Source organism: Streptomyces sp. NPDC025806 (assembly GCF_055558275.1).
The window spans coordinates 77,298-103,832 of sequence record NZ_JBVHMU010000010.1 but is presented as its reverse complement, the minus strand read 5'-3'; the positions used below and the strand labels follow the sequence as shown (position 1 = coordinate 103,832).

Sequence of the window (26,535 nt, the reverse complement as noted above, 5' to 3'; positions counted from 1 at the left end):
AAGTGTCGTATGCGGGGCCTGACAGGACCGTGACTCTGCCGTATGGCGATGCCGTGAAGCAATTCTGTGCTGCGTGGGAAACGTCACACCTCGTTTGTCCCACGGGTTTTGCGGAAACGAGCACACGCCAAGACGCCGCCCGGCTAAGCTCTGTGGCTTTGCCGGGCGGCGCCAAGTACCCCCAAACGGGCTAGATCTGACCGTCTTCCAGCATTTCGGTCACCAGGGCCGCGATCTGCGACCGCTCCGAGCGCGTCAGCGTGACGTGCGCGAACAGCGGATGACCCTTCAGCTTCTCGACGACGGCGACGACTCCGTCGTACCGGCCCACCCTCAGGTTGTCGCGCTGGGCGACGTCATGAGTCAGGACGACACGGGAATTCGCTCCGATACGGGACAGAACGGTCAACAGGACGTTCCGTTCCAGCGATTGGGCCTCGTCCACGATCACGAACGCGTCGTGCAGCGAGCGGCCCCGGATGTGGGTGAGCGGCAGGACCTCCAGCATCCCGCGCGACGTGACCTCCTCGATGACCTCCCGGGAGGTGACGGCCGAGAGGGTGTCGAAGACGGCCTGCGCCCACGGACCCATCTTCTCGGCCTCGGAGCCCGGCAGATAGCCGAGCTCCTGCCCGCCGACCGCGTACAGCGGCCGGAAGACCATCACCTTCTTGTGCTGGCGGCGCTCCAGGACCGCCTCCAGGCCCGCGCACAGCGCGAGCGCGGACTTGCCGGTGCCGGCCCGGCCGCCCATCGAGACGATGCCGACGTCCGGGTCGAGCAGCAGATCGAGCGCGATCCGCTGTTCGGCGCTGCGGCCCTTGAGGCCGAAGGCCTCCCGGTCGCCGCGCACGAGCCGGACGTTGCCCTCCGGCGTGACCCGGCCGAGGGCCTTGCCGCGCTCGGAGTGGATCGTCAGGCCCGTGTGGACGGGCATCCCGGCCGCCTCGGGGACGTAGAGGCTGTCCTCCTCGAAGAGCAGGTCCACCTGTTCGGCGGGGAGCGTCAGTTCGGACATTCCGGTCCAGCCGGAGTCCGTGATGGCGAGCTCGGCCCGGTACTCCTCGGCGAGGAGTCCGACCGAGGACGCCTTGATCCGCAGCGGCAGATCCTTCGACACGACCGTGACGTCGTACCCCTCGGCCTGCAGATTGCGGGCGACCGCGAGGATCCGGGAATCGTTGTCGCCCAGGCGGTAGCCGGACGGGAGGATTCCCGGGTCGGAGTGGTTGAGCTCGACGCGGAGCGTTCCGCCCAGTTCGCCCGTGGGGATCGGAGCATCCAGACGTCCGTGCCGGATCCGGTAGTCGTCGAGCAGGCGCAGGGCCTGCCGGGCGAAGTAGCCGAGTTCCGGATGCTGCCGCTTGGCCTCCAGTTCCGTGACCACGACGACCGGCAGCACGACTTCGTGCTCGTCGAAGCGGGTCATGGCGTTCGGATCGGCCAGCAGGACGCTGGTGTCGAGAACATAAGTGCGCCGGTCGGGCTTGCGGAGGCGCTTGTTGCTGGTCACCACGAAGGACGTACCCCCTCGGAATGAGGTCGGGCGAGCGACGGAGGAGTTGTCGGGCCGGGAGGGTGGGAGAAGACCACCGGTCGTCGGCCGCGCTGCGCGGGCCGAGACCGGCCCTCCAAGTCGTCTTCCGTACGCTTCTGCGTGCGGTCGTCCTGGTGCAAAGGGCCTCCCGGGCGGGCAGCCCCGTGCCGCCCGCTGAGATGCGGTGTCCTTGGCGCGGACACCGACCTGGAGGGCTTATTCCCGCGAAAGAGCGCCGCCATGCAACGAGGCATGGCGGCGCGTTCGTTAACTCCTGATGACGCTTTATGTCCTGGTGGCGGGCGGGACCCCGGGAGGCTCTCCGGTCGCCGGACCAGCCGCTTGCCTAGCCGCCGAAGCGGCGGTGGCGGGCCGCGTAGTCACGCATGGCGCGCAGGAAGTCGACCTTGCGGAAGGCGGGCCAGAAGACGTCGCAGAAGTAGTACTCGGAGTGGGCGGTCTGCCAGAGCATGAAGCCGGACAGGCGCTGCTCGCCGCTGGTGCGGATGACGAGGTCCGGGTCGGGCTGGGCGCTGGTGTAGAGGTGCCGGCCGATGGAGTCGATGTCGACGGACTCGGCGACCTCTTCGAGGGTCTGCTTCTGCTCGGCGGCCTCGTGCAGCATCGAGCGGACGGCGTCGGCGATCTCCTGGCGGCCGCCGTAGCCGATCGCCACGTTCACCACTATGCCGTCGACGTGCGCGGTGGCCGCGTCGGCCTCCTTCAGCACGCTCCGCAGGCCGTCGGGCAGCAGGTCGGTGGCGCCCACGTGGTGGACGCGCCAGCGGCCGTCGGCGGCGAGGGAGCGGACCGTCTCCTCGATGATGCCGAGCAGCGGGACCAGTTCCTCCGGGGGCCGGTCGAAGTTGTCCGTCGACAGCAGCCACAGGGTGACGACCTCGACGTCCGTCTCGGTGCACCAGCCGAGGAACTCCTCGATCTTGGCGGCGCCCGCCTGGTGGCCCTGGGCGGGGGTGGATCCGGCCGCCTTCGCCCAGCGCCGGTTGCCATCCATGATGACCCCGATGTGCTTGGGCACCTGGTCGTGGTCCAGGTGGCCTTCCACCCGGCGCGCGTACAGCCTTACCAGCAGGCCGCGCAGCCTGTCGCGCAGGTTCACGGTCTTTTTCGCCCCTCCGTGCAGACGGCAGTCCCCGAGGGCGAAAGCCTACCCCTGTGCGAACGGGGCTCCGTGACGGGGTGCGCGGGGGCCGTGCGGGGCGGTGGGAGACGGGTGCGGGACAGGGGACTGACGTAGTTTCGTCTCCATGAACGACACCTCTCCTTATGTCGCCGCGTCGGACCGTTACGACGCGATGGAGTACCGGCGCACGGGCCGCAGCGGCCTGAAGCTGCCCGCGATCTCGCTCGGCCTGTGGCACAACTTCGGTGACGACCGCACGCTGGACTCCCAGCGCGCGATCCTGCGCCGGGCCTTCGACCTGGGCGTGACGCACTTCGACCTGGCGAACAACTACGGACCGCCGCCCGGCTCCGCGGAGTTGAACTTCGGCAAGATCTTCGCGCAGGACTTCACCCCGTACCGGGACGAGCTGGTCGTCTCGACCAAGGCGGGCTATCTGATGCACCCCGGCCCGTACGGGGAGTGGGGCAGCCGCAAGTACCTGATGTCGTCGCTCGACGCGTCGCTGAAGCGGATGGGCCTCGACTACGTCGACATCTTCTACTCGCACCGGCCCGACCCGAACACGCCGCTCGAGGAGACGATGGGAGCGCTCGCATCGGCGGTGCAGCAGGGCAAGGCGCTGTACGTCGGTGTCTCCTCCTACAACAGCGAGCAGACGGCCGAGGCGGCGCGGCTGCTGCGGGAGATGGGCGTCCCGGCGCTCATCCACCAGCCGTCCTACTCGATGATCAACCGCTGGACCGAGGACGACGGGCTGCTCGACACGCTGGAGGCGGCCGGCATGGGCTGCATCTCCTTCGTGCCGCTGGCGCAGGGCCTGCTGACGGGCAAGTACCTGAAGGGCATCCCGGAGGGCTCGCGCGCGACGCAGGGCAAGTCGCTCGACCCGAACCTGCTGAGCGACGAGGTGGTGCGCCGGCTGAACGGGCTGAACGACATCGCACAGCGGCGCGGTCAGTCGCTGGCCCAGCTGGCGCTGACCTGGGTGCTGCGGGACGAGCGGATGACGTCGGCGCTGATCGGTGCGTCGAGCGTGGGTCAGCTGGAGGAGAACGTGGCGGCGCTCGCGGGTCCGAGGCTGACGGCGGAGGAGCTCACGGAGATCGACTCGTTCGCCGTGTCGACGCCGGGCACGAACATCTGGGCCGGGCGGAGCTGAACTGAGCCGGGAAAGAAAAACGGGCCGGTCCGTGGGGGGGAGACGGACCGGCCCGAGGGGGGGTTTCCACCATAACCCTTCGTAAGTGATGCTGCGTGCATCGGCGCGCCATCACTACTCTCCGGAGTCGCTCGGCGACGGCCGGCGGGCCCTTTTCGGCCGCTCCCCGGCGGGCTCACCGGCTTTCCGGGAGCGCTCGCGCCGGGCGCTTCGCGTGTCGCCGGGCGTCCCTCTCCCGTGTCCGTCACGCGGTTGACGTGGCACGCGGCACCGCGCAGCCCCCTCCACCGCGCGGTACCGCCGCGCAGCTTTGCTCACGCGAATTGCCGTTGGTCTGAACTTACGTGAGGTTTACGTGAGGGTCGAGCAAAAAAGATAACGATGCGGAATCGCTTGCTCCGCCCTCCGCGCGGCGCGGCCCGGTCCGGCCCGATCCGGCCCGGAGTCGTCCCGTCTCGTCGCGGGCTGCGGGCCGGTGGGGGCGGGCCGCGCAGTTCCCCGCGCCCCTGAAGGCTGCGGCTTCGCCGCGCCTCCACACCCTGTGAGGTGGCGCACGCAGTGCGCACCTCAGGGGCGCGGGGAACTGCGCGACCAACCCCCACCGGGAGGCACTCGGCGACGAGGCCGGCGGAGCTACGGCGCCCTCCGGTGACGCTGCAACCGCCTCGGCGACGAGCGCGTCGAAATCGGCGGGGTGGGGGTGTCCCCCGCAGGTTTCAGGGGGATGGCCCCTCTTCCGTGGGGAGGGGGGAACGCACGTACCCTTGGCGGACCCCCGCCGCTGTGAACATGCCGTCAGCGCGGCGGCGTTCCGCTCGAAACAACCGATTTGCCCGCCCGTTCGTTCTGTCCGTCCCCGGCGCAGCGATGCGACCACCGCAGAAATGCGAGCACATGTCCGTACGTTCCGCGATAGCCAGCTGGCTGACCCGCCTCTACTTCACCCGGCTCCGGAAGAAGGGGGGCAGTCTCGACCTCTCCATTCTGTCGAAGCTGCCCGAAGGCGCTCTGCTGCCGCTGCGCCGCGACGGCGTCGACCCGGTCCCCGAGATCGGCGCGCTGCGCGACCGTGAGCCCGTCAGCAAGCTGCCCATCCCCGGCATGACGGTGTGGCTCGTCTCCGGCTACGACGAGGCGAAGGAAGTCCTCGGCGACGCCAAGGCGTTCAGCAACGACTTCCGGCATCTGGTGGGCGTGGGCGGTGCCGGGGCCGATCAGAATCCGGGCGGGCTCGGGTTCTGCGACCCGCCGGACCACACGCGGCTGCGCCGCCTGCTGACCCCCGAGTTCACGATGCGCCGGCTGTCGCGGCTGACCCCGCGCATCCACGCGATCGTGGAGGACCAGCTCGCGCAGTTGGAGAAGGCCGTCGCGGAGTCGCCGGACGGGACGGCGGATCTCGTCGAGCATTTCGCGATGCCGGTCCCGGCGCTCGTCATCTGTGAACTGCTCGGGGTGCCCTACGAGGAGCGGGACGCGTTCCAGCAGTTCTCGGTGGCGCGCTTCGACGTGCTGGGCGGCGCCGGGGCGTCCTTCGGCGCGGTGTCGGCGTCGCTCGACTATCTGCGCGGTGTCGTCGCGGAGCAGCGCCGCAACCCGGGCGAGGGTCTGCTCGGCATGCTGGTGCGCGAGCACGGCGACAACATCACGGACGAGGAGCTGACGGGCCTCGCGGACGGTGTCCTGACGGGCGGCCTGGAGACGACGGCGAGCATGCTCGCGCTCGGCACGCTGATCATGATGGAGGACCGGACGCACTTCGAGGCGATCCGGGAGGCCGAGGATCCGGCGACGGTCGCGGCGCCGTTCGTGGACGAGCTGCTGCGTCATCTGACGGTCGTGCAGACGGCGTTCCCGCGCTTCGCCCGCGCGGACACGGAGATCGGCGGGGTCGGGATCTCGGCGGGCGACATCGTCATCGTGTCGCTCAGCGCGGCCGACCGGGACCCGCGCCTGGGCGAGGACATGGACGCCTTCCTCCCCGCGCGCCCTCCGGCCGCCTCGCACCTGGCGTTCGGCTACGGCATCCACCGCTGCATCGGCGCGGAGCTCGGCAAGATGGAGCTGCGGGCCGCGTTCCCCCAACTGGTGCGCCGCTTCCCGGAGTTGCGCCTCGCGGTGCCGTCCTCGGAGCTGGAGTTCCGCAAGCTGTCGATCGTCTACGGCGTCGACACGCTCCCGGTGAAGCTCTAGGGCGTGTGTCGAAAGTCCCGCCTGCCCCGCGGCGCCCGGCACGCACGCTCGCGGCGTTGCCGAAACGACCTAATAGCTCCGCTATGAGGACGCTCCGGCGCCTTGCGATCGCACGCACCGGACACCGCGGGGCCCGCCCTTCGGGCGAACGACGGGACTTTCGACACACGCCCTAGGCGTCGGCTGAGCGAGCCGAGCGGCGCATGCCGATGAGTTCGGCGACGGCGTGCAGCCAGCGGTCCGCCGCCTTCTCGGCGTCCGGCGCGTCCCCGGCGACCTGAGCCGCCTCCTCCAGCCACGCCCGCAGCAGCGCGGACGCCTCCGGCGACGGAAGCGGTTCGGCCAGCTCCGCCGCGTACCGGATTCCGCCCGCCCGCACGATCTTGCCTACGTAGGCGACGGACCGGGGCAGCACCCCGAGCCGGTCGAGGGTGACGGCGGCGGCGATCGCCCCGTCCCCGAACAGCGCGGTACGGAACTCCTGCCGGGTGAGCCCGTAGCGCAGCAGCGCGACGACATCCGTCTCGGCGAGCAGCTGGTCGTCGGTGCGGGACGGGGGCGTGGGCGTGGATGACATGGGGTGGACCTCGGTTCGCGCGCTCAGCGGACGGTGATCTCGTACAGGTAGTAGGCGGGCTCGTCGGCGGGGCTGCCGGTGGCGGTGGGGACCGGCTCGGCCGACGCCGCGGCCTGGGCAGCGCTGCTGCACCGGGCCATCGGGCAGTGGAGCAGCTTCACGGTCGTGCGCCCGGCCTTGACCGCGGTGAAGTCGAAGTACGCGGTGCCGTCACCGCCGCCGACGACGTCCTTGTCGCTGCCTTCGATGTCCTCGCGGGTCCCCCGGTAGTCGAGGACGCCGGCGTCGGGCCGCGGCTCGGCGAGGTACCAGTGCTCGCCCAGCGCCGGCCGCGCCGGCACCTCCAGGCTGAACTCGTCCCCCTGGTCGACCGTGACGGCCCGCTCGTCGGTACCGAACTCACTGCTCCCGCATCCGGCGAGGACGAGGGGGAGGACGGCCGCCAGGGCCAGCCGACGGGCGGTCATTGATGTACGCACAATCAGTCCTGGTCGATGTAGACGCGGTTCACGTCGCCGTTGTTGTCTTTACCGAAGCGGTCGTCGGTGGCTCCGCTGAAGTCACCCTTGACGAAGTCGTCCTCGCTGACCCAGGTCGTCGTGCCCCAGGGGTTGTAGACCTGGAGCATGTCACCCTCCTGGCCGACGATCATCACGCCGTGTCCCACCCACTCGCCGTTGTCCTCGCCCTCGATGTTGATCGGGACGGGCTTGCCCTCGGCTACGGACCGCTCGATGTCCGGCAGGACGTCGCGGCGGTCGTTCTCGCTGTCCATGTCGTGGGACTCGTAGGCGTCGCCGGTGTGCGGGCTCAGCTCCTTGTTGGAGATCTCGACCTGGCCGTCGGAGTCCATGCCGGCGGGCTGACGGTCCCACCACCAGCCTTCGTTGGCGCCGTCGCCCTCTTCGTGGAGTCGCATCTGCTCGTCGGTGAGGCGCTCGCGGAAGTGCTCGTCGCTGTCGTCCTGCCCATCCGGGCCGCCGGTCAGTTCCAGGGCGTAGACCGGGTCGACCATGGCGCGCGCGGTGACGGTCGACGAGGGCACGCAGGTGGAGCCGTCCTGGTCCCAGAGCTTGTCGCCGAACTTCTGGTCGTCCGTGTTCTTGTTGGATCCGTTGTCGTTCTTGCCCTCGTTGTTCAGGCTGTCGGCCTCGGTGGTCACCGGGGAGAGGTGGTCCTCAAGCCAGTACGGATCCTTGTTGTGGATCTTGCCGCCGAACTCCTCGACCTCGTCGACCGAGTAGCCGGAGGCGAGTGCCTTCATCAGGTACGCCTTTTCCTGCGGGGTGCCCGCGTCGGCGAGGAGGCGTTCCATGCGGGCGCGGTCGGCGGGTGAGAGGTTCTCCATGGCGCGGCCGGAGCGTTCGAGGTCGTTCGCGGTGAGGATCTCGTTGAGCTCGGGGTCGCCGCCGATGTTGGAGGTGTCGGCGAGGGCGATGCGGTCGACGGCGGACAGTTCGTCGGTGCCCATTTTCCCGGCGCGGGCCTCGGAGGCGTACTTGTTGAGGTCGCGGGCGCAGCGGCGGGCCGCGTCGTCGGCGTCGGAGGCGGCGCCGGCCACGTCGTCGATGCCGTGCCCGGCGAGGGTACGGGCCGCCTTGCGAGTGGCTTCCTCGCCGTCGTCCTCGTGCCAGTCGTCGAAGAAGCCGTCCTTGTCGCCGAGTTGGGCGCGGGCGTTGCGCAGCTTCGTGCGGCCTCCGCTGTCCTTGGTCTGCGCCGTCTCCAGGAGGTCGGAGAAGAGGATGAGGGCGTTGCCGCCGCCGCGCAGGGCCTCGGCCATCTGGTCGGCGGCGCGGGCGGTGGCGTCGACGGCGTCCTGTGCGAGGACGCTGGTGTCGCCGACCCACACGTCGGGCAGGCCCTTGCGGCTGACGGTGTCGGCGCGGTCGTGGACCTTCATGGCGTCGTCGGCCTGGCCCTTGTAGCGCTTGCCGAGGGATTCGATGAGGGCCGGGTCGCCCTGGGGCGCGGCGACGCCGAGCGCGTCGTCGATGGCGTCGATGAGGTCGTTCTTGCTGTCGGCGGAGGCGATGCGCTCGCGCAGGCCGTCGAGGCGGTCACGGCGGGCGGTGGTGGATTCGGTGGTCACGGTCGAGGCACTCTGCCCTGTCAGTAGTCGGTGAGGGCCGAGGGCCGCTCGGCGTAGGCGGGGCCGGTGGTGACGGGGGCCGTGTCCCGTACGGGGTTGGTGCCGTGGACCGGGTTGGTGCCGATGGGCGGGGCGCCGGGGGTGGGGTTCGTGCCGATGGGCGGGCCGCCCGCGGTGGGGTTGGTGCCGACCTGGACCTTCTGGGCCCGGGTGCGGACGAGGCCGTCGGAGCCGCCGTAGGCGCCCTTGGCTCCGCGGACCTTGTCGGCGAGTTCGTGGAGGGCGTCCTCGATGGTCTGCGACTCGGCCGTCCAGGCGCTGGAGTAGGCGCTGAAGGCGGGGCCCATGTCGTCGCCGCCCAGCGCGTCCTGGCTGTAGCAGGGGGTTCCGGCGAGGAGCTGCCGGATCGTTCCGGCGTCGTCGCCCGCGTGGTCGAGCTCCTTCGCCTGGCTCGTCATCCCGGCATGCCGGACCTGGTAGCCGTCGCCCGAGGCGGCCATGGTGTTCCCCCGTATTCGCCTGTGCCCGTCAACGCGTCCGCCTGGCGCGGCAGATGGAATGATCATGATCTCCACAAAGCGGCACAGAGGGCAATCCCGGTACCGCAAGCGCACACAGCTCCGTCACGACCCGTCCACACCGCCGGTACGCCCGCGCACGCCCCGGCATAGGCTGCTGGACGCGAACCGGCCACCGGCCGGTTCCCCGGGGGCGGGGATCACGCGGAACAGGCAGCGGAACTTCAGGGGGCGGCGGTTCATGGGGCTCGGGGCGCGAGACAACACGAGAACGGTGTTCGGCCCGTTGCAGGCGGACGATCCGCAGGTGGTGGGCGGGTACCGGCTGGTGGCGCGGCTCGGGGCCGGTGGCATGGGCCGGGTCTATCTGTCGCACACGCGGGGCGGCCGTCCGGTCGCCGTGAAGGTGGTGCGGCCGGAGCTGGCGGACGAGCCGGACTTCCGGCGGCGGTTCGGGCGGGAGATGGAGGCGGCGCGGCGGGTGCGCGGGGCGTACACGGCCGAGCTGATCGACGGTGACGCGGACGGTACGCCGCCGTGGCTGGCCACGCTGTACGTCCCCGGCCCCTCGCTCGCGGAGGCGGTGGCCCGGCGCGGACCGCTCCCGGTACCGGCGGTGCTGTGGCTGATGGCGGGGGTCGCGGAGGCGTTGCAGGCGGTGCACGCGGCGGGGATCGTGCACCGGGACCTGAAGCCGTCGAACGTGCTGCTCGCCTCCGACGGCCCCCGGGTCATCGACTTCGGCATCTCGCTGGCCGCCGATCTGACCTCGTACACGGTGACGGGGGCCGCGATCGGGACGCCGCAGTACATGGCGCCGGAGCAGGCGGCCGGGTCGGACGGGGTGACGGCGGCGACGGACGTGTTCTCGCTGGGGCAGACGGTGGCGTTCGCGGCGCTGGGTGAGCCCTTGTACGGGAGCGGGCCGGCGGCGAGCGTGCTGTACCGGATCGTGCACGAGGCTCCTGATCTGGAGCGGTTGCCGGAGGAGGTGCGGCCGATCCTGGCGCGGTGCCTGGCGGCGGATCCGGCGGAGCGGGCGGATCTGGCGGAGGTCGTGGCGTGGTGCCGGGAGCGACTGGGGGCGGAGCCGGAGCCGGTGGCGTGGGCGGAGGTCACGGGGCCCGAGCCGAGCGTGCCGGGACCGGCGCCGGTGCCGGTCCCGGTTCCGGTGCCGGGTGCGGCGGATCCGGCGCAGACGTGGCCGCTGACGGCGCCCGCGCCGCTGGTGCCGTATCCGGCGACCCTGCCGGTGCGGGAGGAACCGAAGCGGCGTACGAGGCTCGTCGTGTCGGCGCTGGTGACGTCCGCGGTGCTGGTGCTGTCGGTGCTGGCGTGGCAGGTGATGGACGGGACGCGGGACGACGGGGCGCGGGACGGTACGGGCACGGGCACGGGCAAGGGCACGAGTCCGACCGCGTCGGCGCCGAGGTCCCCCTCCCCCACGCCGTCGACCTCGACCTCCGCTTCGCCCGACCGGACCGGCTCGCCGCTGACGAACGACGAGGCGCCGCGTACGTCGTTCGCCCAGGGGGAGGCGTACCCCCAGGTGTGGCTGGACGCGAAGAACTCCGTGAACATCCACGAGGAGCCGGCGCAGCTGCGGACGGCGAAGGGCGACATCCGGTTCAGCTGCGTCGACCATGTGAGCTGCGAGCTGAAGAGCGACACCAGCGTGTTCGTCCAGGTTTTCGCCAAGCCGGGCGGGGCGACGCGGGACATGTGCAACCTCTTGCTGGCGCGCAGCAAGACCCGTGTCCTCTCGCTGGCGGCTGCGGCGAACGGCACGGAGATCTGCGTGAAGCATCGCTCGGGGGATGTCGGGGTGCTGGTGTTGCAGGTGAAGTCGACGGCGATGCCGGACATCGCGTTCGTGACGGCGGACCTGACGGTCTGGCGGAAGAAGGCGTGAGGGGCCGCAGAAGGCAGAAAAGGACGTGCGGACGAAATGTGGGCGCTGTTACGGTCGCGCCATGAGTCAGCGCAGCGAGTACGTCTTGACGACGACGCCGGTGAGTGTCCCGGTGTGCTGACTCGTGTGTGATCGTCGGTCTGAGCCCGGGGCGAGTGCCCGGGCTCTTTTCGTTGTCCGATCGTCGGCGCGCCGGGTGCTCGTTCCTCAACTGAGTGAAGTGAGGGGAACGTCGTGGAGCAGCGGAAGAGCGGGCGTGAGCTGGGGTTGTTCGGGACCGATCCGTTGATCGGGGCCGGGCTGCCGTACTGGCTGCCGGACGGGGCCGTCGTGCGGCACGCGCTGGAGGAGTACGTGCGGGAGGCCGAGCGGCGTGCGGGGTACCGGCACGTGTACTCGCCGGTGCTCGGCAAGCGGGAGTTGTACGAGATCTCGGGGCACTGGGACCACTACAGCGAGGACATGTTTCCGCCCATGGAGGTGGGCGGGGAGGAGTTCGTGATGCGGCCGAGCCTGTGTCCGCATCACGCGGTGATGTACCGGAGCCGGGCGCACAGCTATCGGGAACTGCCGTTGCGCATGGCCGAGTTGGGCGCCATGTACCGGGCCGAGCTGTCCGGCGTGCTGGGCGGGCTGAACCGGGTGCGGGCCATTCATCTCAACGACGCGCACATCTTCTGCACCCTGGAGCAGGTGGAGGACGAGGCCCGGGGCGCGCTGGAGATGATCAGGGAGGCGTACGCCGCGCTCGGGATCAGCGCGGTGCGGTATCGGCTGTCGCTTCCGGGCCCCGGGGGCAAGTACGTGGCCGCTCCCGAGAAGTGGGAGCGGGCCACCGCGTTGCTGAAGAGCGTGCTGGAGCGGTCGGGGGTGGCGTACGAGGCCGCGGAGGGCGAGGCCGCGTTCTACGGGCCGAAGATCGACGTGCAGGTCGAGGACCGGGCGGGGCGGGAGTCGACCCTGTCCACCGTGCAGGTCGACTTCCACCAGCCCGAGCAGTTCGACCTGCGCTACGTGGGACCGGACGGCGCCCGGCACCGGCCCGTCATGGTTCACCGCAGCATCATCGGCAGCGTGGAGCGCGCGGTCGCGCATCTGGTGGATGTGCACGGGGGCGCGTTCCCGGCATGGATGGCGCCGAGCCAGATCATCGTTCTGCCCGTCTCCGAGGGCGAGTTCGCCTACGCGGAGGCGTTCGCGGAACGGTGCCGGGCCGAGCGCGGGCTCCGGGTGGAGGTCGCCGGGCCCGAGCTCGGGAGCCTCGGTGCCCGGATCCGCACCGCCCGGCTCGTCCCGTACCAGGCGGTGGTCGGCGCGAAGGAGGCCGATGCCGGGCAGGTCGCGCTGCGGCTGCGCGACGGGCGGCGGCTCGATCCGCTGCCCGCCGCCGAGGCCCTCGACCGCGTCGGCTCCCTCGTCGCCGGCCACAGCACCGACCTCTGGCCCTCAGCCTGACTTCGGCGCGGGCGGCAGCAGTTCCAGGGGGTCGATCAGGGGCGGGTAGTGCCGCGCGCAGTCCGGGCACGCGTACACGTTGAATCCGGGTCCCGTCGGCGCGAACACCTCGTGGACCAGTACGGGTTCGGACGTGAGCTGCTCGCAGCGGGCGCACATCCGTACCGGGCGGCGGGGCTCGCTCATCGGGTGCCCCCGTGGATCAGCTCCAGGCGCGGGCCCACGTCGATCCCGATCGTGGCCAGATACAGCGCGCGCCGCCGTTCTCGTTGACGGCGGCGCTCGGTGGGCGTCAGGACGTACGGGCGGACCAGCGGGTGCGCGGCGCCGTCGAGCCGTTCGGTGTGGCGGTACGGGGGCGGCGGTGTCGGCGGGGCGGTGACGGTGGTGGTTGCGCGGTGCCGTCCGGCGGGCGCGGGCAGGCAGATACGGAGGACCCAGGCGAGGGCCCTGAGGGTAAGGTCGAACACGCTGACGCTCCTTGGGTGGGCGTTGGCCATGCCCCGGGACGGTTGCCGCCGTCGCCGGGGTCTCTCGTGTTCCACCGTAGACCAAAGAAGAGCCCTGTATAGCGCATATGGGCGACCTGGCGATAATCGCAGGTCACCGTAGTCGTACGGTGTTCGAATGGCAGAAGAGTCTGGACGTAACCGCCCGCCGATCGACCCGACCAAGATCGCCTACGTCTACATGCAACTGGCCGACTACATCGCCGGTCAGATCGCCGACGGAACACTGAGGCCCGGCGCGCGGCTCCCCGGCGAGCGAGACCTGGCCGCGGAGTACGGGGTGGCCCACCTGACTATCCGGCGGGCCACCAAAGAACTCCGCGAGCGCGGCCTCGTCGTCACCCTCCCGGGCAAGGGCACCTACATCGCGTACCCCGAGACCGACGAAGACTCAGCTCAGGACAGCTGAAGCCCAGGTCATATTGATCGCCCGCTCGAAATTGACGTACCCGGCGCGACGGAACGCGGCGGCCATCGGCACGTTGCCGAGATCGGTCGCGGCGCGGATGCGCGGGACGTCCTGCTCGGCGAGCACCCGCGTGCCCTCGGCGAGCAGCTCGTCGATGTAGCCCCGGCCGCGATGGGCGGGCAGGACGGCGATGTAGGCGATCGTGGCGTTGTAGCCGTTGTGGGCGGGGATGACGAAGCCGACGGGTTCGCCGTCCGGGAGTTCGGCGATCCGCCACCAGTCGCGGGGACTGGAGTAGTGGGCGAACTCCTCCTCGTAGTGCGCGGTGGCCGCCTCGCGCGGGGACATCCGGGTGAGGTCGTCGCGGCCGTGCGCGTCGAGGGTGCCGTCGAGGACGGCGGTCATCAGGTCGATGAGTTCGGCGGGGTCGTCGGGGTTCTTGAGCGGGCGGAACGTGAGGCGGTCGCCGGGCGGGGCGATCTCCGTACCCGGCTTCCATTCGAGGCGGAGCCGTTCGACGAAGAGCTGGGCTCCCGTGCGTTCGGCGACCGTCATGCGGTCCTCGACGGCCTGTCGGGCGGCCGGGTCCTCGCGCCAGTCCGGCGGGATGAAGCGGCCGTACTCGGGGTGCGTGGTGGCCGGGGTGAGCGTCGCGGCGGTGGCGGTGCGCAGGAGGCGTTCGCCGATGTCGAGCCGTTCGGCCTCGGGGAGGCTGTCGTCGAGGTCGAGGATGTCGAGCAGCTGCGGGGCGTCGCCGTCGGGGCGGCTCCACCAGGCGAGGCGGGCCAGGAGGCGGTCACCGCGCAGGGCGACCCACATCCACTCGGGCCGGCGGCGGCCCTCGGCGAGGTCGTCGGCCAGCTCGTGGTTGATGACGTAGGGGAAGCGGGTGAAGAGGTCGAGCTCGTCGGCGCCGGTGATCGGGCGCAGGGTCAGAGCAGGGTCGTGCTGGAACAGGGTCAAGGCACACTCCGTGAAAGGCGCCTGTCCGTACCGGGGTTCCAGCTGGTGTGCCGTCTGACTCAGACGTGCTGGGCGGCGCCCCGGAAGGACGTGAGCGCAATGATCGTGCGGGTCGAGACGTCCATCGCTTATCCCTCCTCGTGCTTCGTGTTCGGCCGTGCGGGCCGCGTCGTCGATCTTTCTACGTGACGACGCGGCCCGGCCACAACCCCTTTTCCGGGGGCGGTGGTTCGGTTCGGCGTATCAGTTCGGCGTCTCAGTCGGACAGGCCGCGCAGGAAGTCGCGGATGAGGCCCGCGCTCTGCTTCAGGCGGGTGGTGAGCGGGAAGTGGCCGGCGTCGAGGAGGTGGACGCGGGCGTTCTTCAGGTCGCGGGTGAAGGCGCGGGCGCCGTCCGGGCCGAAGATCTCGTCGCCCCGGCCCCACGCGGCGAGCAGCGGCGGCTGGTGCACGCGCAGGTACTCCTGCCACTGCGGGTACTGGCCCGGGTTGGTGCCGTAGTCGAGGAACAGGTCGAGCTGGATCTCCTGGTTGCCGGGGCGGTCGAGGAGGGCCTGGTCGTGCACTTCGAGGGCCGGGTCGACGAGCGTGGGGTCGGGGACGCCGTGGGTGTACTGCCAGTGGGTGGCGTCCCGGGTGAGCAGGGCGCGCAGCGCGTCGCGGCGGTCGGCGCTCGCGGGCTCGGCCCAGTAGGCGCGGATGTCCTTCCAGAACGGGGTGAAGCCGTCCTCGTACGCGTTGCCGTTCTGGGTGACGAAGCCGGTGACGCGCTCGGGGTGGCGCAGGGCGAGGCGGAAGCCGACGGGAGCGCCGTAGTCGTGGACGTAGAGGGCGTAGCGCTGGACGCCGAGCTGGTCGAGGAGGGTGTCGACGGTGTCGGTGAGGTGGTCGAAGGTGTACGGCCAGGACGCGGGGTCGGGGGCCGAACTCAGGCCGAATCCCGGGTAGTCGGGGGCGATCAGGTGGAACTCGTCGGCCAGCTCGGCCATGAGCGGCCGGTAGCCGACGGAGGAGGTCGGGAAGCCGTGCAGGAGCACCAGGGTGGGGGCGGCGGGGTCGCCGGCCTCCCGGTAGAAGACGTCGAGGCCGTCGATGCGGGCGGTGCGGTTGCGGATCTCCATGATCAGACTCCAACCATCTAAATTGGTTTTGCCGGTTGAACCGCGGCAGGCCGACAGTAGCCCGCACTCCGCCAACCGGTCAACGGGCTTTTAACGGTTGAGCGCGGTTAGGATGGGGTCATGCAGAGACCGCTCACGGGTGAACCGCTGGCATTGGACCTGGTCAACACCGCATGGGTCGACCAGGGGCAGCCCTTCGACCTCTTCGAGGAACCGGGCGCTCTGGACGGCTGGCTCGCCGAACACGGGCTGACGCCGCGCACCTCGCAGGCTCTGGAGCCGTTGCTGCTGGCCCGCACGGCCCTGCGGGCTGCCCTCGCCGGGGACTCCGGCCCGCTGAACGATGTCCTCCGGCACGGGGCGCGGCGGCCCCTCCTGGACGAGGACGGCCGGCCCGCCGAACGGCTCGTCCTGGACTCCCCCGCGTGGGAGCCGGCCTGGCGCGCGGCGGCGGACTACGTCCGGCTGCTCGGCGAACGCCCCGAGCGCGTCCGCAAGTGCGCCAACGAGGTCTGCGTGCTCTGGTTCCACGACGTCAGCAAGAACGGGCGGCGGCGCTGGTGCTCCATGGAAGGGTGCGGGAACCGCGCGAAGACGACGCGGTACCAGGCACGGCACCGCGTCGGGGAATGAGTCGCGCCCTGGGCGCGGATCACTCGCTCTTCGGGAACGACACCTCCACGCGGCGGTTCTTCTTGCGGCCCTCTTCCGTGCCGTTGTCCGCGATCGGGTAGTCCTCGCTGTAGCCGCGGACCTGGAACGTGAGCTCGCCGCCGTTCGCGCCGAGCGCCGTCTGGAGCGCGTCGTGGACCGCCTCCGCGCGCTGCTTGGAGAGCTTCAGGCCGTGGGCGTACGAGCCCAGGTTGTCCGTGAAGCCGAACACTCTGACGGTGTTCGCCTTCTGGGTGTTGATCTCGTCCGCGATCGCCTGGATACGGGACTTCGCGTGCGGGTTCAGCTTCGCGCTGTCCTTCGGGAAAAGGACCTCCGCCTGGAGCGCGAACGTCACGTCTTCGTTCGTGTCCGTCCGTCGCTCGTCGCCGGACAGGTCCTCCACGACGGACTTGATGTCCAGCACCTTGGCGGGGGCGAGCGTGGCACCGTCCGCCAGCTTCAGGCCGGGGCTGTTGGCGTCCACCTGCGGGGGTGGGCTCGTGCTCGTACTGCCTGGCGGGGCGGAGGCGCCGCCGGGCTCGTCGTCGGCGTAGGCCGTGCCGGTGCTTGTGCCGGTGGCCAGGAGGGCGGTGGCTGCGGTCAGCGCGGCTGCGGCGGCGAGGCGGCGGCGCGGTCCGATCCGGCTCGGGCTCATCATTCGCCCTCGCTGATCTCGATCGAGGCGGGGGGCATGGCGCCGACCTGGAAGGTGACCGAGTTCGTGCCCTCGGGGGGTGCGGGGAATTGGGCGTACCAGTCGGCTGTCTCGCCGTTGCGCACGCCGCCGGTGAAGCGCGTGCACAGGCAGCGCCCCTCGGTGTCCCGGAGGACGAGGTACTTCTTCTTGCCCGCCTGGTCGACGAGGCTGGCGCCCGCGATCGAGCCGCCGTTCCCCATCAGTTCCCGTTCCTCGCCCCGCCAGTTGACCGGCACCCAGGCCTTGCCGGTCCCGTTGGCCACGGTGCCCTGGACGGTGACGAAGCCACCCCCGTCACGGGCCGCCGAGGTGACGGTGAGAGTGATGCCTCCCTCGCCCTTCACCTCAGCGAGGGTCTGGTCGGTCGGAGCGGCGGACGGGGTCGAGGACTCGCCCCCGCCGTTCTTCCCGGCGGATGAGGCGGTCGTCGGCTGCTTCGAGTCCTTCGCCTGGTCGCCGTCGTCGCCCCCGCAGCCGGCGACCGTGAGAACCAGCCCCGTGGTGATCGCCGCCAGGGTCAGGGACCGACGGGCCGTCGTCGTACGCCGAAATTTCATGGCTGGGGCTTCCCTCTTTCTCGTCGTGCGCTTCGTCAGTCGGCCAGGTGTACGGAGAACAGGTCGGACGCGTCCGGCAGGTCCAGGGGGTCGAAGTCCTCGGGGTCGATCTCCAACTTGAGCCCGTCACAATCGAGTTTGACCGGCTTGTCGGCATCGGCATCGGCCGGAATCGTGCAACGTGGTTCGATCACGGCGGTGGCATGCGCCGTGGCATGCTGCGATTCCGTGCCGGGGATGATCGTGTCGCCCACCGCGTAGTTGGTCCGCACCTCGACGCTGTACCCCGGAAATCCGTTGACCTCAGTCTCGTCGGGGCCCGCCGAGAGGGTCGCGTCGTTCTGCGCCGCCAGGGCACTGGCTGCCGCACCGGCCCCGTCACCGTTGAAGCCCCGTCCGGTCAGCCAGTCCAGCCAGTCGTCCTCGCCGACCGCTTCTCCCAGCCCGTCCATCAGCTCGTCCCGCGCCGACTGGGCCGCCGCCAACGCGGCGGCGTCCGCCGCGGACTGGGCGCCGTTGCGCGCCGAAGCCGCCTGCGCGAACGCGAAGAACGCCAGCGCCACGAACATCAGGATCGCTGTGAGCCAGATGTAGAGCGGGAGAGTCGAACCCCGATCACCGTGCAGCCCGCGCTGCGTCAGCCGCCGATCACATTGCTGATGGCGTCGAGCACGGCGCCGGAGATCAGGCCGTCCAGTCCGAGACTGTCGATAGCGACGAAGATCCCGGCGATCAGAATCATCAGGCCCGCGTACTCCACGAACCCGGCGCCGGAATCCTTCCGTGCTCCCCGGACCCGCTCCCCCAAAGAGTTCGTCCACGTCACCCACGCCCCGAGCACTCGGTCCTTGATCACGGGATCCCCCTTCCGCGCCGTACTCCCCGGCATCCAGAACAACACACGCAACGTACGTGAAAGGCGACCGTGTGCACACGGTTTCGGCAATTACAGGGCAGGCCTTGGCCGGAAGTTGTCGTCCCGTTGCCCTGGGTGTCATCGGTGATCAGCGCCCGAGGATCGAGCCGAAGCTGGAGCCCGAGCCGAGGAACATGCCCGTCGCGATCAGGATCATCGTCGCGGGGAGCATGAAGACGAGGGTGACCATCGTGGCCTTCGGGATCGTCTTCGCGGCGCGGCGCCGGGAGTTCTGGGCGTCGGTGCGGCGCATGTCCGTGGCGAGTTGGATGAGGGTGTCGGCGATCGGGGATCCCAGTTCCTCGCCCTGCTGGAGCGCGGAGACGAACTGGGCTACCTGCTCGGAGGAGTTGCGGCGGCGCAGCTCGTCGAAGGCCTGGCGGCGCGGGACGCCCATGTCCATCTGGCGGAGCGTGATGCGGAGTTCGTCGGCCCAGGGGCCCTCGTACTTCTCGGCGACGCGGTCCAGGGCCTGGCGGAAACCGAGACCCGCCGAGACGACGACGGCGAGGACGTCGAGGAAGTCGGGGAGGGTGCGGTCGATGACTTCCTTGCGTTCCCGGGTCGCCTGCCAGATCAGGGCGTCGGCGGCGAGCGCGCCGAAGGCGAGGGTGAGGAGGGCGAGGAGCAGGTTGCCGTTCTTGAGGAAGACCAGGGCCATCAGGACGCCGAAGGCGCCGTAGACGGCGCGGCGGGCGGCGTAGCGGTCGATGGTGAGGCCGCCTGGGTTGCCGGCCATGTCGATGCGGCGGCGCTTCGCGTCGACGCGGCGCGGGCCCATCAGGCGCAGGACGAGCGGAGCGAAGCGCATGCCGAGCCGGTCGACGGCGGAGCCGGCCACCGAGACGCGGGTGGCGCCGACTTCGAGGGCGAGGGCGAGGTCGCTGGGGACCTTGGCCTCGGCCCGGTACATGCGGATGCCGGTGAGGATGCCGAGCACGGCGAGGCCCGCGACGAGGGCGATCAGCAGGCCCATGAGGGGGGAGGACAGCGCGGGCACGTCAGACCTCGATCTTTCCGAGGCGGCGGATGACGAAGAAGCCGACGGCGTAGAGGCCGAGGGAGAGCAGGATCAGGGTCTGGCCGATTCCGGAGCCGGTCACCCGGGCGAGGGCGCCCTCGTTCGAGGAGTTGATGAGGAGGAGGGAGCCGAGTCCGAGGAGCGGGACCGTGAACGCGGTGGCGTTGACCTCGGAGAGCATCGTGCGGATCTCGCGCCGGGTCTCCTTGCGGTCCTCCAGGGTCTGCGTGAGGTTGCGGAGCGAGGAGACGACGGAGCCGCCCGCCTTGTTGGACAGGACGAGCGTGGTGACGAGGACGATCAGCTCGCGGGAGGGGAGGCGGGCGGCGAGTTCGTCGAGGGTGTCCTCGACGGAGCGGCCGAGCGCCAACTGGTCGGACACGCGGGAGAGTTCCTCACCGGCCGGGGCTTCGAGCTCCTCGGCGGCCATCGCGAGAGCCGTACGCAGGGCGAGTCCGGCGGCGGTGGCGTTGGCGAGGAGGCGGGCGACGTCGGGGAGCTGGTTGATGAACGCCTCGATGCGCTTCTGGCGCTGCCAGTTGAGGAAGATGACCGCCGCCCAGATCGCGACCGCTCCGGCGATCGGGCCGAAGAACGGGGCGAGGGTGGTCGCCGCGAGGATCCACAGGGCGGCGACGACCGCGGTGACGTAGACGAGGAACTCGCCCGGGGTCAGGTCGAGGCCCGTCGTGGACAGGCGCAGGTGGACGGCGCGGCCGAGGCGGGTGCGGCGCAGCCGGCGGTCGATCCCGGTGAAGCGGCGGGTGCGGGCGCCGGAGGGGAGGGAGGGGGCGCCGGACGCGTAGGTGTCGAGGCGGTCCTCCAGGGCGCGGCGCTGGGCGCGTCCGGAGGCGTAGACGTGGGCGCCCGCGACGGCGACCACGCAGGCGAGGACGGTCGCGCCGAGGGCGATGAGGGCGGCGTTCGTCACGGGGCGACTCCCCTTCCGGGAACGGTGTGCCGGCCGGTCATCCGGTGGCCTCCCTGGTGTTGCGTACATCGGCGACCTCGACGACCCCGAAGCCGGGCGGGACGGACTCCCCCGCCACGTACAGGCGGTCGGCGACCCGGCGCGGCAGCGGCAGATGCTCGTAGTAGCCGTGGACGCGCCTGTCCTGCCCGGTGGCGTCGGACGCCAGGCCGGTGGGGAGGAAGGGCTGGGCGGCGAAGCGGGTGACCGTGTTGATCGTGAACTGTTCGCGGCCGTGCGAGACGAGCAGGGCGATCTCGGTGATGCGGCGGGAACCGTCGGCGTGCCGGGTCAGCTGGACGATGACGTCGACGGCCGAGTTGATCTGGTCGCGCAGGGCCTCGAAGGGGACGTCGACCTCGGACATCGAGCCGAGGGTCTGGAGGCGGGTGAGGGCGTCCTCGGCGGTGTTGGCGTGGACGGTGGCGAGGGAGCCGTCGTGGCCGGTGGACATCGCCTGGAGCATGTCGAGCGTCTCGCCGCCGCGGACCTCGCCGACGATGATGCGGTCGGGGCGCATGCGCAGGCTGTTGCGGACGAGGTCGCGGATGGTGACCTGGCCCTTGCCCTCCACGTTCGGGGGCCTCGACTCCAGGCGGATCACGTGGTCCTGCTGAAGCTGGAGTTCGGCGGAGTCCTCGATGGTGATGATGCGCTCGTGGGGCGGGATCAGCGCGGAGAGGGCGTTGAGGAGCGTCGTCTTTCCGGAGCCGGTGCCGCCGCTGACGATGATGTTGAAGCGGGCGCGGACGCAGGCCGCGAGCAGCATCAGCATGTGCTCGTCGAGGGAGCCCAGTTCGATGAGTTCGGTGAGGCTGTACGCGCGCGGGAAGCGGCGGATCGTGAGGGTGGCGCCGGTCAGGGCGAGCGGCGGGATGATCACGTTGACGCGTTCGCCGGTGGGGAGGCGGGCGTCGACCATCGGGTTCGACTCGTCGACGCGGCGGTTCACGGTCGACACGATGCGCTCGATGGTCTGCATGAGCTGCTCGGCGGAGGCGAAGCGCAGCGGGAGCTGTTCGACGCGGCCGGCGCGCTCCACGAAGATCGCGTCGGGGCCGTTGACCATGATCTCGGTGACGGAGGCGTCCGCGAGGAGAGGTTCGAGGATGCCCAGGCCGAGGGCCTCGTCGACCACGCGTCGGATCAGCTGCGTGCGCTCCGTGGAGCTGAGGACGGGGCCCTCGCGGCTGATGATGTGGCCGAGGACGCGCTCCAGGCGGACGCGGCGGTCCGCGGCCTGGAGGGACGACATCTCGGCGAGGTCGATCTCTTCGAGGAGCTTGGCGCGGTAGACGGCGACCAGGCTGTCGTCGCGGGACGGGTCCGTGCCGGGGGCGGTGCCCTGGGGCTGGGTCGCCGCCACGCGGGAACGCAGGCTCATGGTTCGCTCCTGTCGGTCCGGTCGGTCCGGTCGTTGGGCATGGTCGCGGTGCGGTGCAGGTCCCAGCCGTCGAAGAGGGGGATGACCGCGGGGACGTGGACGGTGACGGTGGCCTGGACGGTGTCTCCGGGGGCGACGGCGGCGCGGGGGTGCAGCCAGGTGCTGGTGCTGGCTGTCGCGGCGGTCTGGCCGGTGCCGGGTTCCAGGGATTCGGCGCGGGCGGCTGCGCGGGCTGCGGAGCCGGCTTGGTTGGCGCCGTAGCCCACTAGGCCGAGTTGGATTGCGGCCATGCCGATGATCAGGAGGAAGGGGAGGAAGCCGGCGAACTCCAACATGGAGACGCCTCGGTCGCCTTGGGGGCGCCTGTTCGCCGTGGGGCTGACTTGTCCGGAGCGCGACTCACGGTTCGTCGTGGCTGGTCGCGCAGTTCCCCGCGCCCCTGAAGGCGCACTTCGTGCGCCCCAGGGACGCGCCGACTTCACTGGTCCGGGGCTTTCTCTGTCGCGGCGCCTGCCTCGCCCGTTACCGACCAGCCGGGGTTGATGCCGGGGAAGAAGAGGGGGACGTCGACCCGGACCGTGGCGTGGACGACGGTGCCGTCGTCGGCGCAGGCGATCTCGGCTCCGTTCCAGGCCGAGGGGAGGTTCTCGCGGCCCGCTGCGGCGCAGGCGCCCTGGCCGTCACCGGCGGTGGCGTACGCCGCGGTGGCGGCTCGGGCGGCCTCGTCGGCGGCGTTTCCGGCGAGGGAGTACGTGTAGCCGTACAGGACGCACTGCCAGAGCAGGCCCATCACGACGAGGACCAGCGGGAACATCGCCGCGAACTCGAGGGTGACGGCGCCCTTGTCGGCGCGGCGGCGGCCACGGCGGCCGGGCTCGGGGGCCTGGGTCGCGACCAGGTCGAGCTCGGCGGCCAGGGTCCAGATGGCCTGCTTGACCGTGGAACGGTTGTCGAGGTCCTGCATCCGGCCGGCGTCGACGGCGGCCTGGAGTTCCTTGTAGGCGGCGGGGATCGTGGTGCGGGCGGTGCGGGTGCCGGTGACGCGCTCGACGAGGGTCGCCTGGATCTCGGCGGCGCGGGCGTCGCGGTTGACGACGGTGACCGTCTCCTCGGCCTTGCGGATCTGGAGGCGGTCCCAGAGGCGGACCATGCGCTTGGCCGCGCGGACCGCGACGACGTCCGGGGTGACCAGGAGGGCGGCCTGGTCGGCGAGTTCGATCGCGGCGGCGTTCGCGGCGCCGAGCTGGGTGCCGCAGTCGACGACCACGACCTCGTAGCGGGCGCGCAGGGCGTGGACGACCTGGCGGGCCACGCGGTCGGTGACCTCCTCGCCGCGTTCGCCTTCGGCGGGGGCGAGGAGGAGGTCGATGCCGGTCTCGTGGGTGAAGACGGCGTCGGCGAGGACGCGCGGGGTGATGTCGTGGATCGCGGCGAGGTCGGCGACGGAGCGGCGGAACTGGACGTCCAGGTACGAGGCGATGTCGCCGGACTGGAGGTCGAGGTCGAGCAGCGCGACGCTGCGGCCGGAGGCGCGGGCGGCCAGGGCCAGTTGGACGGCGACGAGGCTGGTGCCGACGCCGCCCTTCGCGCCGGTGACGGTGACGACGCGGCCGGCGCCGGTGGCGGGCAGCAGTTCGTGACCGGTGCCGGCGCCTCCGGCGAGGTGGCGGCGCATGCCGGAGGACCAGGAGGCGGCGGCCTGGACGCGCTCGGCGAGGGCGTCGTAGCCGAGCGGGAACGCGACGATGCCGCGCGCTCCGCTGTCCATCGCGGCGGTCAGCAGGGCGGGGCTGGTGTCGGCGGTGACCAGGACGACGCCGACCGCGGGGAAGCGCAGGACGAGGTCGCGGATCAGGTCCAGGGCGGGGACGGGGCCGACCCGTTCGTGTACGAGGACGACCTCGGGCAGTTCGTCGATCGACTCGGCGGCCAGGCGGGCCAGGGTGTCCAGCAGGGCGGTGGAATCGGGGACGGGTGGGGCGGGCTCGGTGTCGGGCAGCTGGGAGAGCAGCGTGATGAGCGCGCGCCCCGCCTCCGGCTCCCCCACGGCAACAAGAATCCGGGTAGCACTCATCCCCGCCCCCCTTCGTCAACGCGCCCCACGAGGGACACGAGGCTGTACGCCCCGGCCGGCAACTCCGTCGCGGGGCTGTATCCGATCAGCGACTCCGTCGCGGGGCTGTGTCCAATCAGCGACTCCGTCGCGGGGTGCGCCTTCAGGGGCGCGGAGCTGTGTCCCCTCAGCGAATCCCTCGCGGGGCGCGACCAGCGGCCCTGGGGGCGCACGGAGTGCGCCTTCAGGGGCGCGGGGAACTGCGCGACCAGCCACGACGGCGCGGCACTCGGCGATGGCGCTGGACCCCTACGGCGGCGGCGCTTGAGCCGAGCCCCGATGAATCGCGCACCCGGCACCTGGGTGCCGCCTTGCCCACCCGTGCCGCCCCAGGCTGCAGACTGCCCAAGGCGGGGTCGACCGGAACACCTACCCGGGGCAGCGGTGCCGACAGAGGCCAGGCGCCGGGCCGAACGCCCCCGGAGGGGGCGGGTGGGTGGGATCAGGGCTGCACGAAGGCGCCCCCCAAGGGCCGCGGGGCTGTGCCCGATCAGCGACTCCGTCGCGGGACGCGACCAACGGCCCCGGCGGCGCACGGAGTGCGCCTCCAGGGGCGCGGGGAACTGCGCGACCAGCCACGACGAGACGCGCACCCGGCGACGTACGAGGGTCCCGCTACGGCGCGACGCCGAACCCCGCATCACAACACCCCGCGCCATCACTTGTCCTCGTCGAGCGTGTAGGACCGGTCCCCGGGCGCGATGGCACCGTCCCCGCCGGGCGCGACCCGGGCGAGCCGGACGTGGGTCGCAAAAGACTCCGCGTAGGCGACCCGCTGCGCATCCGCCGCCCCCAGCGCAAAGGTGATCGGCACGGCCTCCCCCTGCCGCCGCACAGAACTCCGGTCCCCGCCGGAGGCCCCCGCCCCCTGCTGATCGATGGGCGTCAGCTTGCCCACGTCGAGAACCTCCGCGTTCTCGACGATGACCTTCGACTGGTCCTTCTGCTTGTCGTTCTCGGCCTTGAAGGTGGCGTAGATGTTGACCTTCGACCCGGGGTCGATCTTCCCCGCGACGCCGGTCTCCGCGTCGATCATGATGGCGATCTCCTGCTGCCCCGGCTTGAGTTCGGGCCGGTCGACGACCATGTCGCTCTGCAGCAGGGATCCCTTCTTGAGCTGCGTGACGGCGATCTTGCCGCGGATCGTGCGCAGGTCGGTGACGGCCGTGCCGGACAGCCACCGCTTCGGCATCTCGATCTTCTCGAACTGGTCGGCGGTGAGCTCCTTGTACGGCGCCACGTCCGCCTTGAGCCGGTACGCCGTCTTCTCCGGCCCCACCTTGGAGTTCACGTCACGGATCACCGCGAGGACCCCGGCGAACGCGCCGAGGGCGCACAGGGCCGAGACGACCAGGAGGATGACGCCGCGACGCTGACGTGAATTCATGGACCGGACAACCTCGTCGAAGTCGAGTTGAAGGGGGACGGACGGAATCGGACGGGATGCGGGGCGCGGGTCAATGCCCGGCGCGAGGGAGCGCCGCCCGCCCCGCACCGGCACCGGCCGGCGCGAGCACGGGCCGCCCGGCCCCGCCGTACGGTTCGGGCGGCGCGTCGGCAGCCAGGCGTGCGGCGCAGAACCCGCAGCGGTCCCCGATGAGTTCGAGCCCGCACCAGCGGCAGTCCTCGCGCTTCACGGACGAGACGAGCTGGTAGAGCACGGAGATGTCGGGGATCGCGGCGGCGAACTCGACCATCTTGCCGGGGCTGCCGGGCTTCCCGGTGGCCCACCAGCGCGGTGACTCGGCGGGCAGCCGCGTCTCGATCGCGCTCTGGACGCGCCACGCGGCGGCGAGCGTGCCGGTGACCCAGTCGGCGGGCTGCGCCCCGGCCGCGTAGTAGAGCCGCGTACCGAAGGAGGGGCCGGTCGGGACGGTGTCGGGGCCGGTGACGCGCAGCACCTGCGGCTGCGGCGAGGCGACGACGGCGAACTGGGCGCTCGGGGACCAGGACTTGGTGTGGGCGCGCAGCGAGACGGGGACGCGGTCCAGCTTGGCGACGGATCCGACGACGGCGCCCGCGTGGACGTAGTGCGCGAGGAGCCGTCCGGCGGAGGCGAGGACGCCGGGGCTGAAGTCGCAGATGGAGAGCTGCCGCAGTTGGAGGGCGAGGACGGCGAGGCCGAGCGGGGGCAGTTCGGGCCGCAGAATCGCCATCCGGTCGGTCTCCAGCACGGAGCGGATCGAATGCAGTCGGTGGAGGACCGCGTCCGGGGCGGATTCCGGACAGAGCACGATCACATAGCCGTGCGCCTCGATCAGGGCGTGTACGTCGCCGATCGCGCGGTCGAGCGGATACGCGTCCCGGGCGGCGCCCACGGGCAGCACGGCGGCGGTCGGGGTGTGCCGGTCGGGCGAGCCGAGCACGAGGTCGGGATCGGTGACGGCTATGGCGGTCGGCACGCGAATCCCCCCGGTCGTCCTGGCCTCCTCCGGACACCGCGGTGCGCTGCGGTGTGCTTGTCCGAGCACCATATCCACGCGGGCGTCCACCAACACCCCTATTCGCACTGTTCACACAGTGATCGGCCCGGGTTGGCGAGGAAGCGCCGTTCGGACTCTTGACATCCTTATTGGTCTGGACCATTTTGGACCCGCGGCAGCCGCACGCTCCACCTCCTCAACTCCCCGCGCTC

At 71.1% G+C, this 26,535-nt stretch carries 27 protein-coding genes; 6 read left to right on the top strand and 21 right to left on the bottom strand.

The features are described from left to right. Positions 1-190: 190 nt before the first annotated feature. Both ACZ4E1_RS23350 and ACZ4E1_RS23345 read right to left on the bottom strand, forming a co-directional pair. The gene (locus tag ACZ4E1_RS23350; protein ID WP_467542147.1) at positions 191-1,516 is read right to left on the bottom strand and encodes a PhoH family protein; all 1,326 of its coding nucleotides are present in this window, start codon (positions 1,514-1,516) and stop codon (positions 191-193) included. A 367-nt stretch (positions 1,517-1,883) separates the two neighbouring features. Beyond that, positions 1,884-2,657 carry an isoprenyl transferase gene (locus tag ACZ4E1_RS23345; protein WP_467542145.1) on the bottom strand — a complete coding sequence of 258 codons (774 nt, stop codon included), beginning with the start codon at positions 2,655-2,657 and terminating at the stop codon, positions 1,884-1,886. Positions 2,658-2,805: 148 nt separating this feature from the next. Between ACZ4E1_RS23345 and mgrA the strand changes: the two genes are divergently transcribed. Together mgrA and ACZ4E1_RS23335 are read left to right on the top strand one after the other, a co-directional pair. After that, entirely contained in the window at positions 2,806-3,843 is a 1,038-nt protein-coding gene (mgrA, locus tag ACZ4E1_RS23340) for an L-glyceraldehyde 3-phosphate reductase (RefSeq protein ID WP_467542144.1), read from the top strand. 894 nt (positions 3,844-4,737) lie between these two features. Continuing rightward, entirely contained in the window at positions 4,738-6,036 is a 1,299-nt protein-coding gene (locus ACZ4E1_RS23335; RefSeq protein WP_467542142.1) for a cytochrome P450, read from the top strand. 172 nt (positions 6,037-6,208) lie between these two features. Here the strand turns inward: ACZ4E1_RS23335 and ACZ4E1_RS23330 are convergent, their stop codons facing one another. The 4 genes from ACZ4E1_RS23330 to ACZ4E1_RS23315 are packed head-to-tail and all read right to left on the bottom strand — an operon-like array spanning position 6,209 to position 9,202. Beyond that, positions 6,209-6,613, bottom strand: coding sequence for a hypothetical protein (locus ACZ4E1_RS23330; RefSeq protein ID WP_467542140.1), 405 nt, complete (start codon positions 6,611-6,613; stop codon positions 6,209-6,211). 23 nt (positions 6,614-6,636) lie between these two features. Further along, complete coding sequence (locus tag ACZ4E1_RS23325; RefSeq protein ID WP_467542138.1) at positions 6,637-7,080, bottom strand: protease inhibitor I42 family protein; 444 nt, start codon at positions 7,078-7,080, stop codon at positions 6,637-6,639. Between the two features lie 14 nt (positions 7,081-7,094). Beyond that, positions 7,095-8,702 carry a peptidoglycan-binding protein gene (locus ACZ4E1_RS23320; RefSeq protein ID WP_467542136.1) on the bottom strand — a complete coding sequence of 536 codons (1,608 nt, stop codon included), beginning with the start codon at positions 8,700-8,702 and terminating at the stop codon, positions 7,095-7,097. Positions 8,703-8,722: 20 nt separating this feature from the next. Then, a complete protein-coding gene (locus tag ACZ4E1_RS23315; protein ID WP_467542134.1) occupies positions 8,723-9,202 on the bottom strand; it encodes a WXG100 family type VII secretion target in 480 nt (159 codons plus the stop codon). 259 nt (positions 9,203-9,461) lie between these two features. Here ACZ4E1_RS23315 and ACZ4E1_RS23310 point away from each other — a divergent pair, with 259 nt between their 5' ends. Together ACZ4E1_RS23310 and thrS are read left to right on the top strand one after the other, a co-directional pair. Continuing rightward, entirely contained in the window at positions 9,462-11,132 is a 1,671-nt protein-coding gene (locus tag ACZ4E1_RS23310; RefSeq protein ID WP_467542132.1) for a serine/threonine-protein kinase, read from the top strand. A 234-nt stretch (positions 11,133-11,366) separates the two neighbouring features. Beyond that, on the top strand, positions 11,367-12,587 hold the full coding sequence (gene thrS, locus ACZ4E1_RS23305; RefSeq protein ID WP_467542131.1) for a threonine--tRNA ligase: 1,221 nt from the start codon (positions 11,367-11,369) through the stop codon (positions 12,585-12,587). Here thrS and ACZ4E1_RS23300 read toward each other — a convergent pair. Beyond that, complete coding sequence (locus ACZ4E1_RS23300; RefSeq protein ID WP_467542129.1) at positions 12,579-12,773, bottom strand: hypothetical protein; 195 nt, start codon at positions 12,771-12,773, stop codon at positions 12,579-12,581. The genes thrS and ACZ4E1_RS23300 overlap by 9 nt on opposite strands. Then, entirely contained in the window at positions 12,770-13,057 is a 288-nt protein-coding gene (locus ACZ4E1_RS23295) for a hypothetical protein (protein ID WP_467542127.1), read from the bottom strand. Before ACZ4E1_RS23295 ends, ACZ4E1_RS23300 begins: the two co-directional genes overlap by 4 nt. A gap of 157 nt (positions 13,058-13,214) precedes the next feature. Here ACZ4E1_RS23295 and ACZ4E1_RS23290 point away from each other — a divergent pair, with 157 nt between their 5' ends. Then, positions 13,215-13,505, top strand: a complete 291-nt coding sequence (locus tag ACZ4E1_RS23290; protein ID WP_467542125.1) for a GntR family transcriptional regulator — start codon at positions 13,215-13,217, stop codon at positions 13,503-13,505. On the opposite strand, the gene ACZ4E1_RS23285 is transcribed toward ACZ4E1_RS23290, so the two are convergent. Both ACZ4E1_RS23285 and ACZ4E1_RS23280 read right to left on the bottom strand, forming a co-directional pair. Then, a complete protein-coding gene (locus tag ACZ4E1_RS23285) occupies positions 13,488-14,462 on the bottom strand; it encodes a GNAT family N-acetyltransferase (RefSeq protein ID WP_467542519.1) in 975 nt (324 codons plus the stop codon). The two genes, ACZ4E1_RS23290 and ACZ4E1_RS23285, sit on opposite strands and share 18 nt — an antisense overlap. Positions 14,463-14,724: 262 nt before the next feature. Next, positions 14,725-15,588, bottom strand: a complete 864-nt coding sequence (locus ACZ4E1_RS23280) for an alpha/beta fold hydrolase (protein ID WP_467542123.1) — start codon at positions 15,586-15,588, stop codon at positions 14,725-14,727. A 120-nt stretch (positions 15,589-15,708) separates the two neighbouring features. Here ACZ4E1_RS23280 and ACZ4E1_RS23275 point away from each other — a divergent pair, with 120 nt between their 5' ends. Next, positions 15,709-16,221 (top strand): CGNR zinc finger domain-containing protein, encoded by a 513-nt coding sequence (locus ACZ4E1_RS23275; protein WP_467542121.1) that lies wholly within the window; start codon positions 15,709-15,711, stop codon positions 16,219-16,221. 19 nt (positions 16,222-16,240) lie between these two features. Here the strand turns inward: ACZ4E1_RS23275 and ACZ4E1_RS23270 are convergent, their stop codons facing one another. From ACZ4E1_RS23270 to ACZ4E1_RS23220, 11 genes are all read right to left on the bottom strand, one after another. Next, entirely contained in the window at positions 16,241-16,897 is a 657-nt protein-coding gene (locus ACZ4E1_RS23270; RefSeq protein WP_467542119.1) for an OmpA family protein, read from the bottom strand. Next, a complete protein-coding gene (locus ACZ4E1_RS23265; protein ID WP_467542118.1) occupies positions 16,897-17,496 on the bottom strand; it encodes a hypothetical protein in 600 nt (199 codons plus the stop codon). Before ACZ4E1_RS23265 ends, ACZ4E1_RS23270 begins: the two co-directional genes overlap by 1 nt. 35 nt (positions 17,497-17,531) lie before the next feature. Then, positions 17,532-18,086, bottom strand: a complete 555-nt coding sequence (locus tag ACZ4E1_RS23260) for a pilus assembly protein TadG-related protein (RefSeq protein WP_467542517.1) — start codon at positions 18,084-18,086, stop codon at positions 17,532-17,534. Positions 18,087-18,133: 47 nt separating this feature from the next. Continuing rightward, on the bottom strand, positions 18,134-18,352 hold the full coding sequence (locus tag ACZ4E1_RS23255; RefSeq protein ID WP_467542116.1) for a hypothetical protein: 219 nt from the start codon (positions 18,350-18,352) through the stop codon (positions 18,134-18,136). Positions 18,353-18,500: 148 nt separating this feature from the next. Then, positions 18,501-19,388: a DUF5936 domain-containing protein gene (locus ACZ4E1_RS23250; RefSeq protein WP_467542515.1), complete on the bottom strand. Its 888-nt coding sequence runs from the start codon at positions 19,386-19,388 to the stop codon at positions 18,501-18,503. 25 nt (positions 19,389-19,413) lie between these two features. Beyond that, the gene (locus tag ACZ4E1_RS23245; RefSeq protein ID WP_467542114.1) at positions 19,414-20,364 is read right to left on the bottom strand and encodes a type II secretion system F family protein; all 951 of its coding nucleotides are present in this window, start codon (positions 20,362-20,364) and stop codon (positions 19,414-19,416) included. Positions 20,365-20,401: 37 nt separating this feature from the next. Then, entirely contained in the window at positions 20,402-21,787 is a 1,386-nt protein-coding gene (locus ACZ4E1_RS23240; protein WP_467542112.1) for a CpaF family protein, read from the bottom strand. Then, positions 21,784-22,122, bottom strand: coding sequence for a TadE/TadG family type IV pilus assembly protein (locus ACZ4E1_RS23235; RefSeq protein WP_467542109.1), 339 nt, complete (start codon positions 22,120-22,122; stop codon positions 21,784-21,786). Before ACZ4E1_RS23235 ends, ACZ4E1_RS23240 begins: the two co-directional genes overlap by 4 nt. A 143-nt stretch (positions 22,123-22,265) precedes the next feature. Further along, positions 22,266-23,861 carry an AAA family ATPase gene (locus tag ACZ4E1_RS23230; RefSeq protein ID WP_467542107.1) on the bottom strand — a complete coding sequence of 532 codons (1,596 nt, stop codon included), beginning with the start codon at positions 23,859-23,861 and terminating at the stop codon, positions 22,266-22,268. A 697-nt stretch (positions 23,862-24,558) separates the two neighbouring features. Then, a complete protein-coding gene (gene cpaB / locus ACZ4E1_RS23225; RefSeq protein ID WP_467542105.1) occupies positions 24,559-25,287 on the bottom strand; it encodes a Flp pilus assembly protein CpaB in 729 nt (242 codons plus the stop codon). Between the two features lie 70 nt (positions 25,288-25,357). After that, a complete protein-coding gene (locus ACZ4E1_RS23220) occupies positions 25,358-26,302 on the bottom strand; it encodes a hypothetical protein (RefSeq protein ID WP_467542103.1) in 945 nt (314 codons plus the stop codon). Between the last annotated feature and the right edge of the window lie 233 nt (positions 26,303-26,535).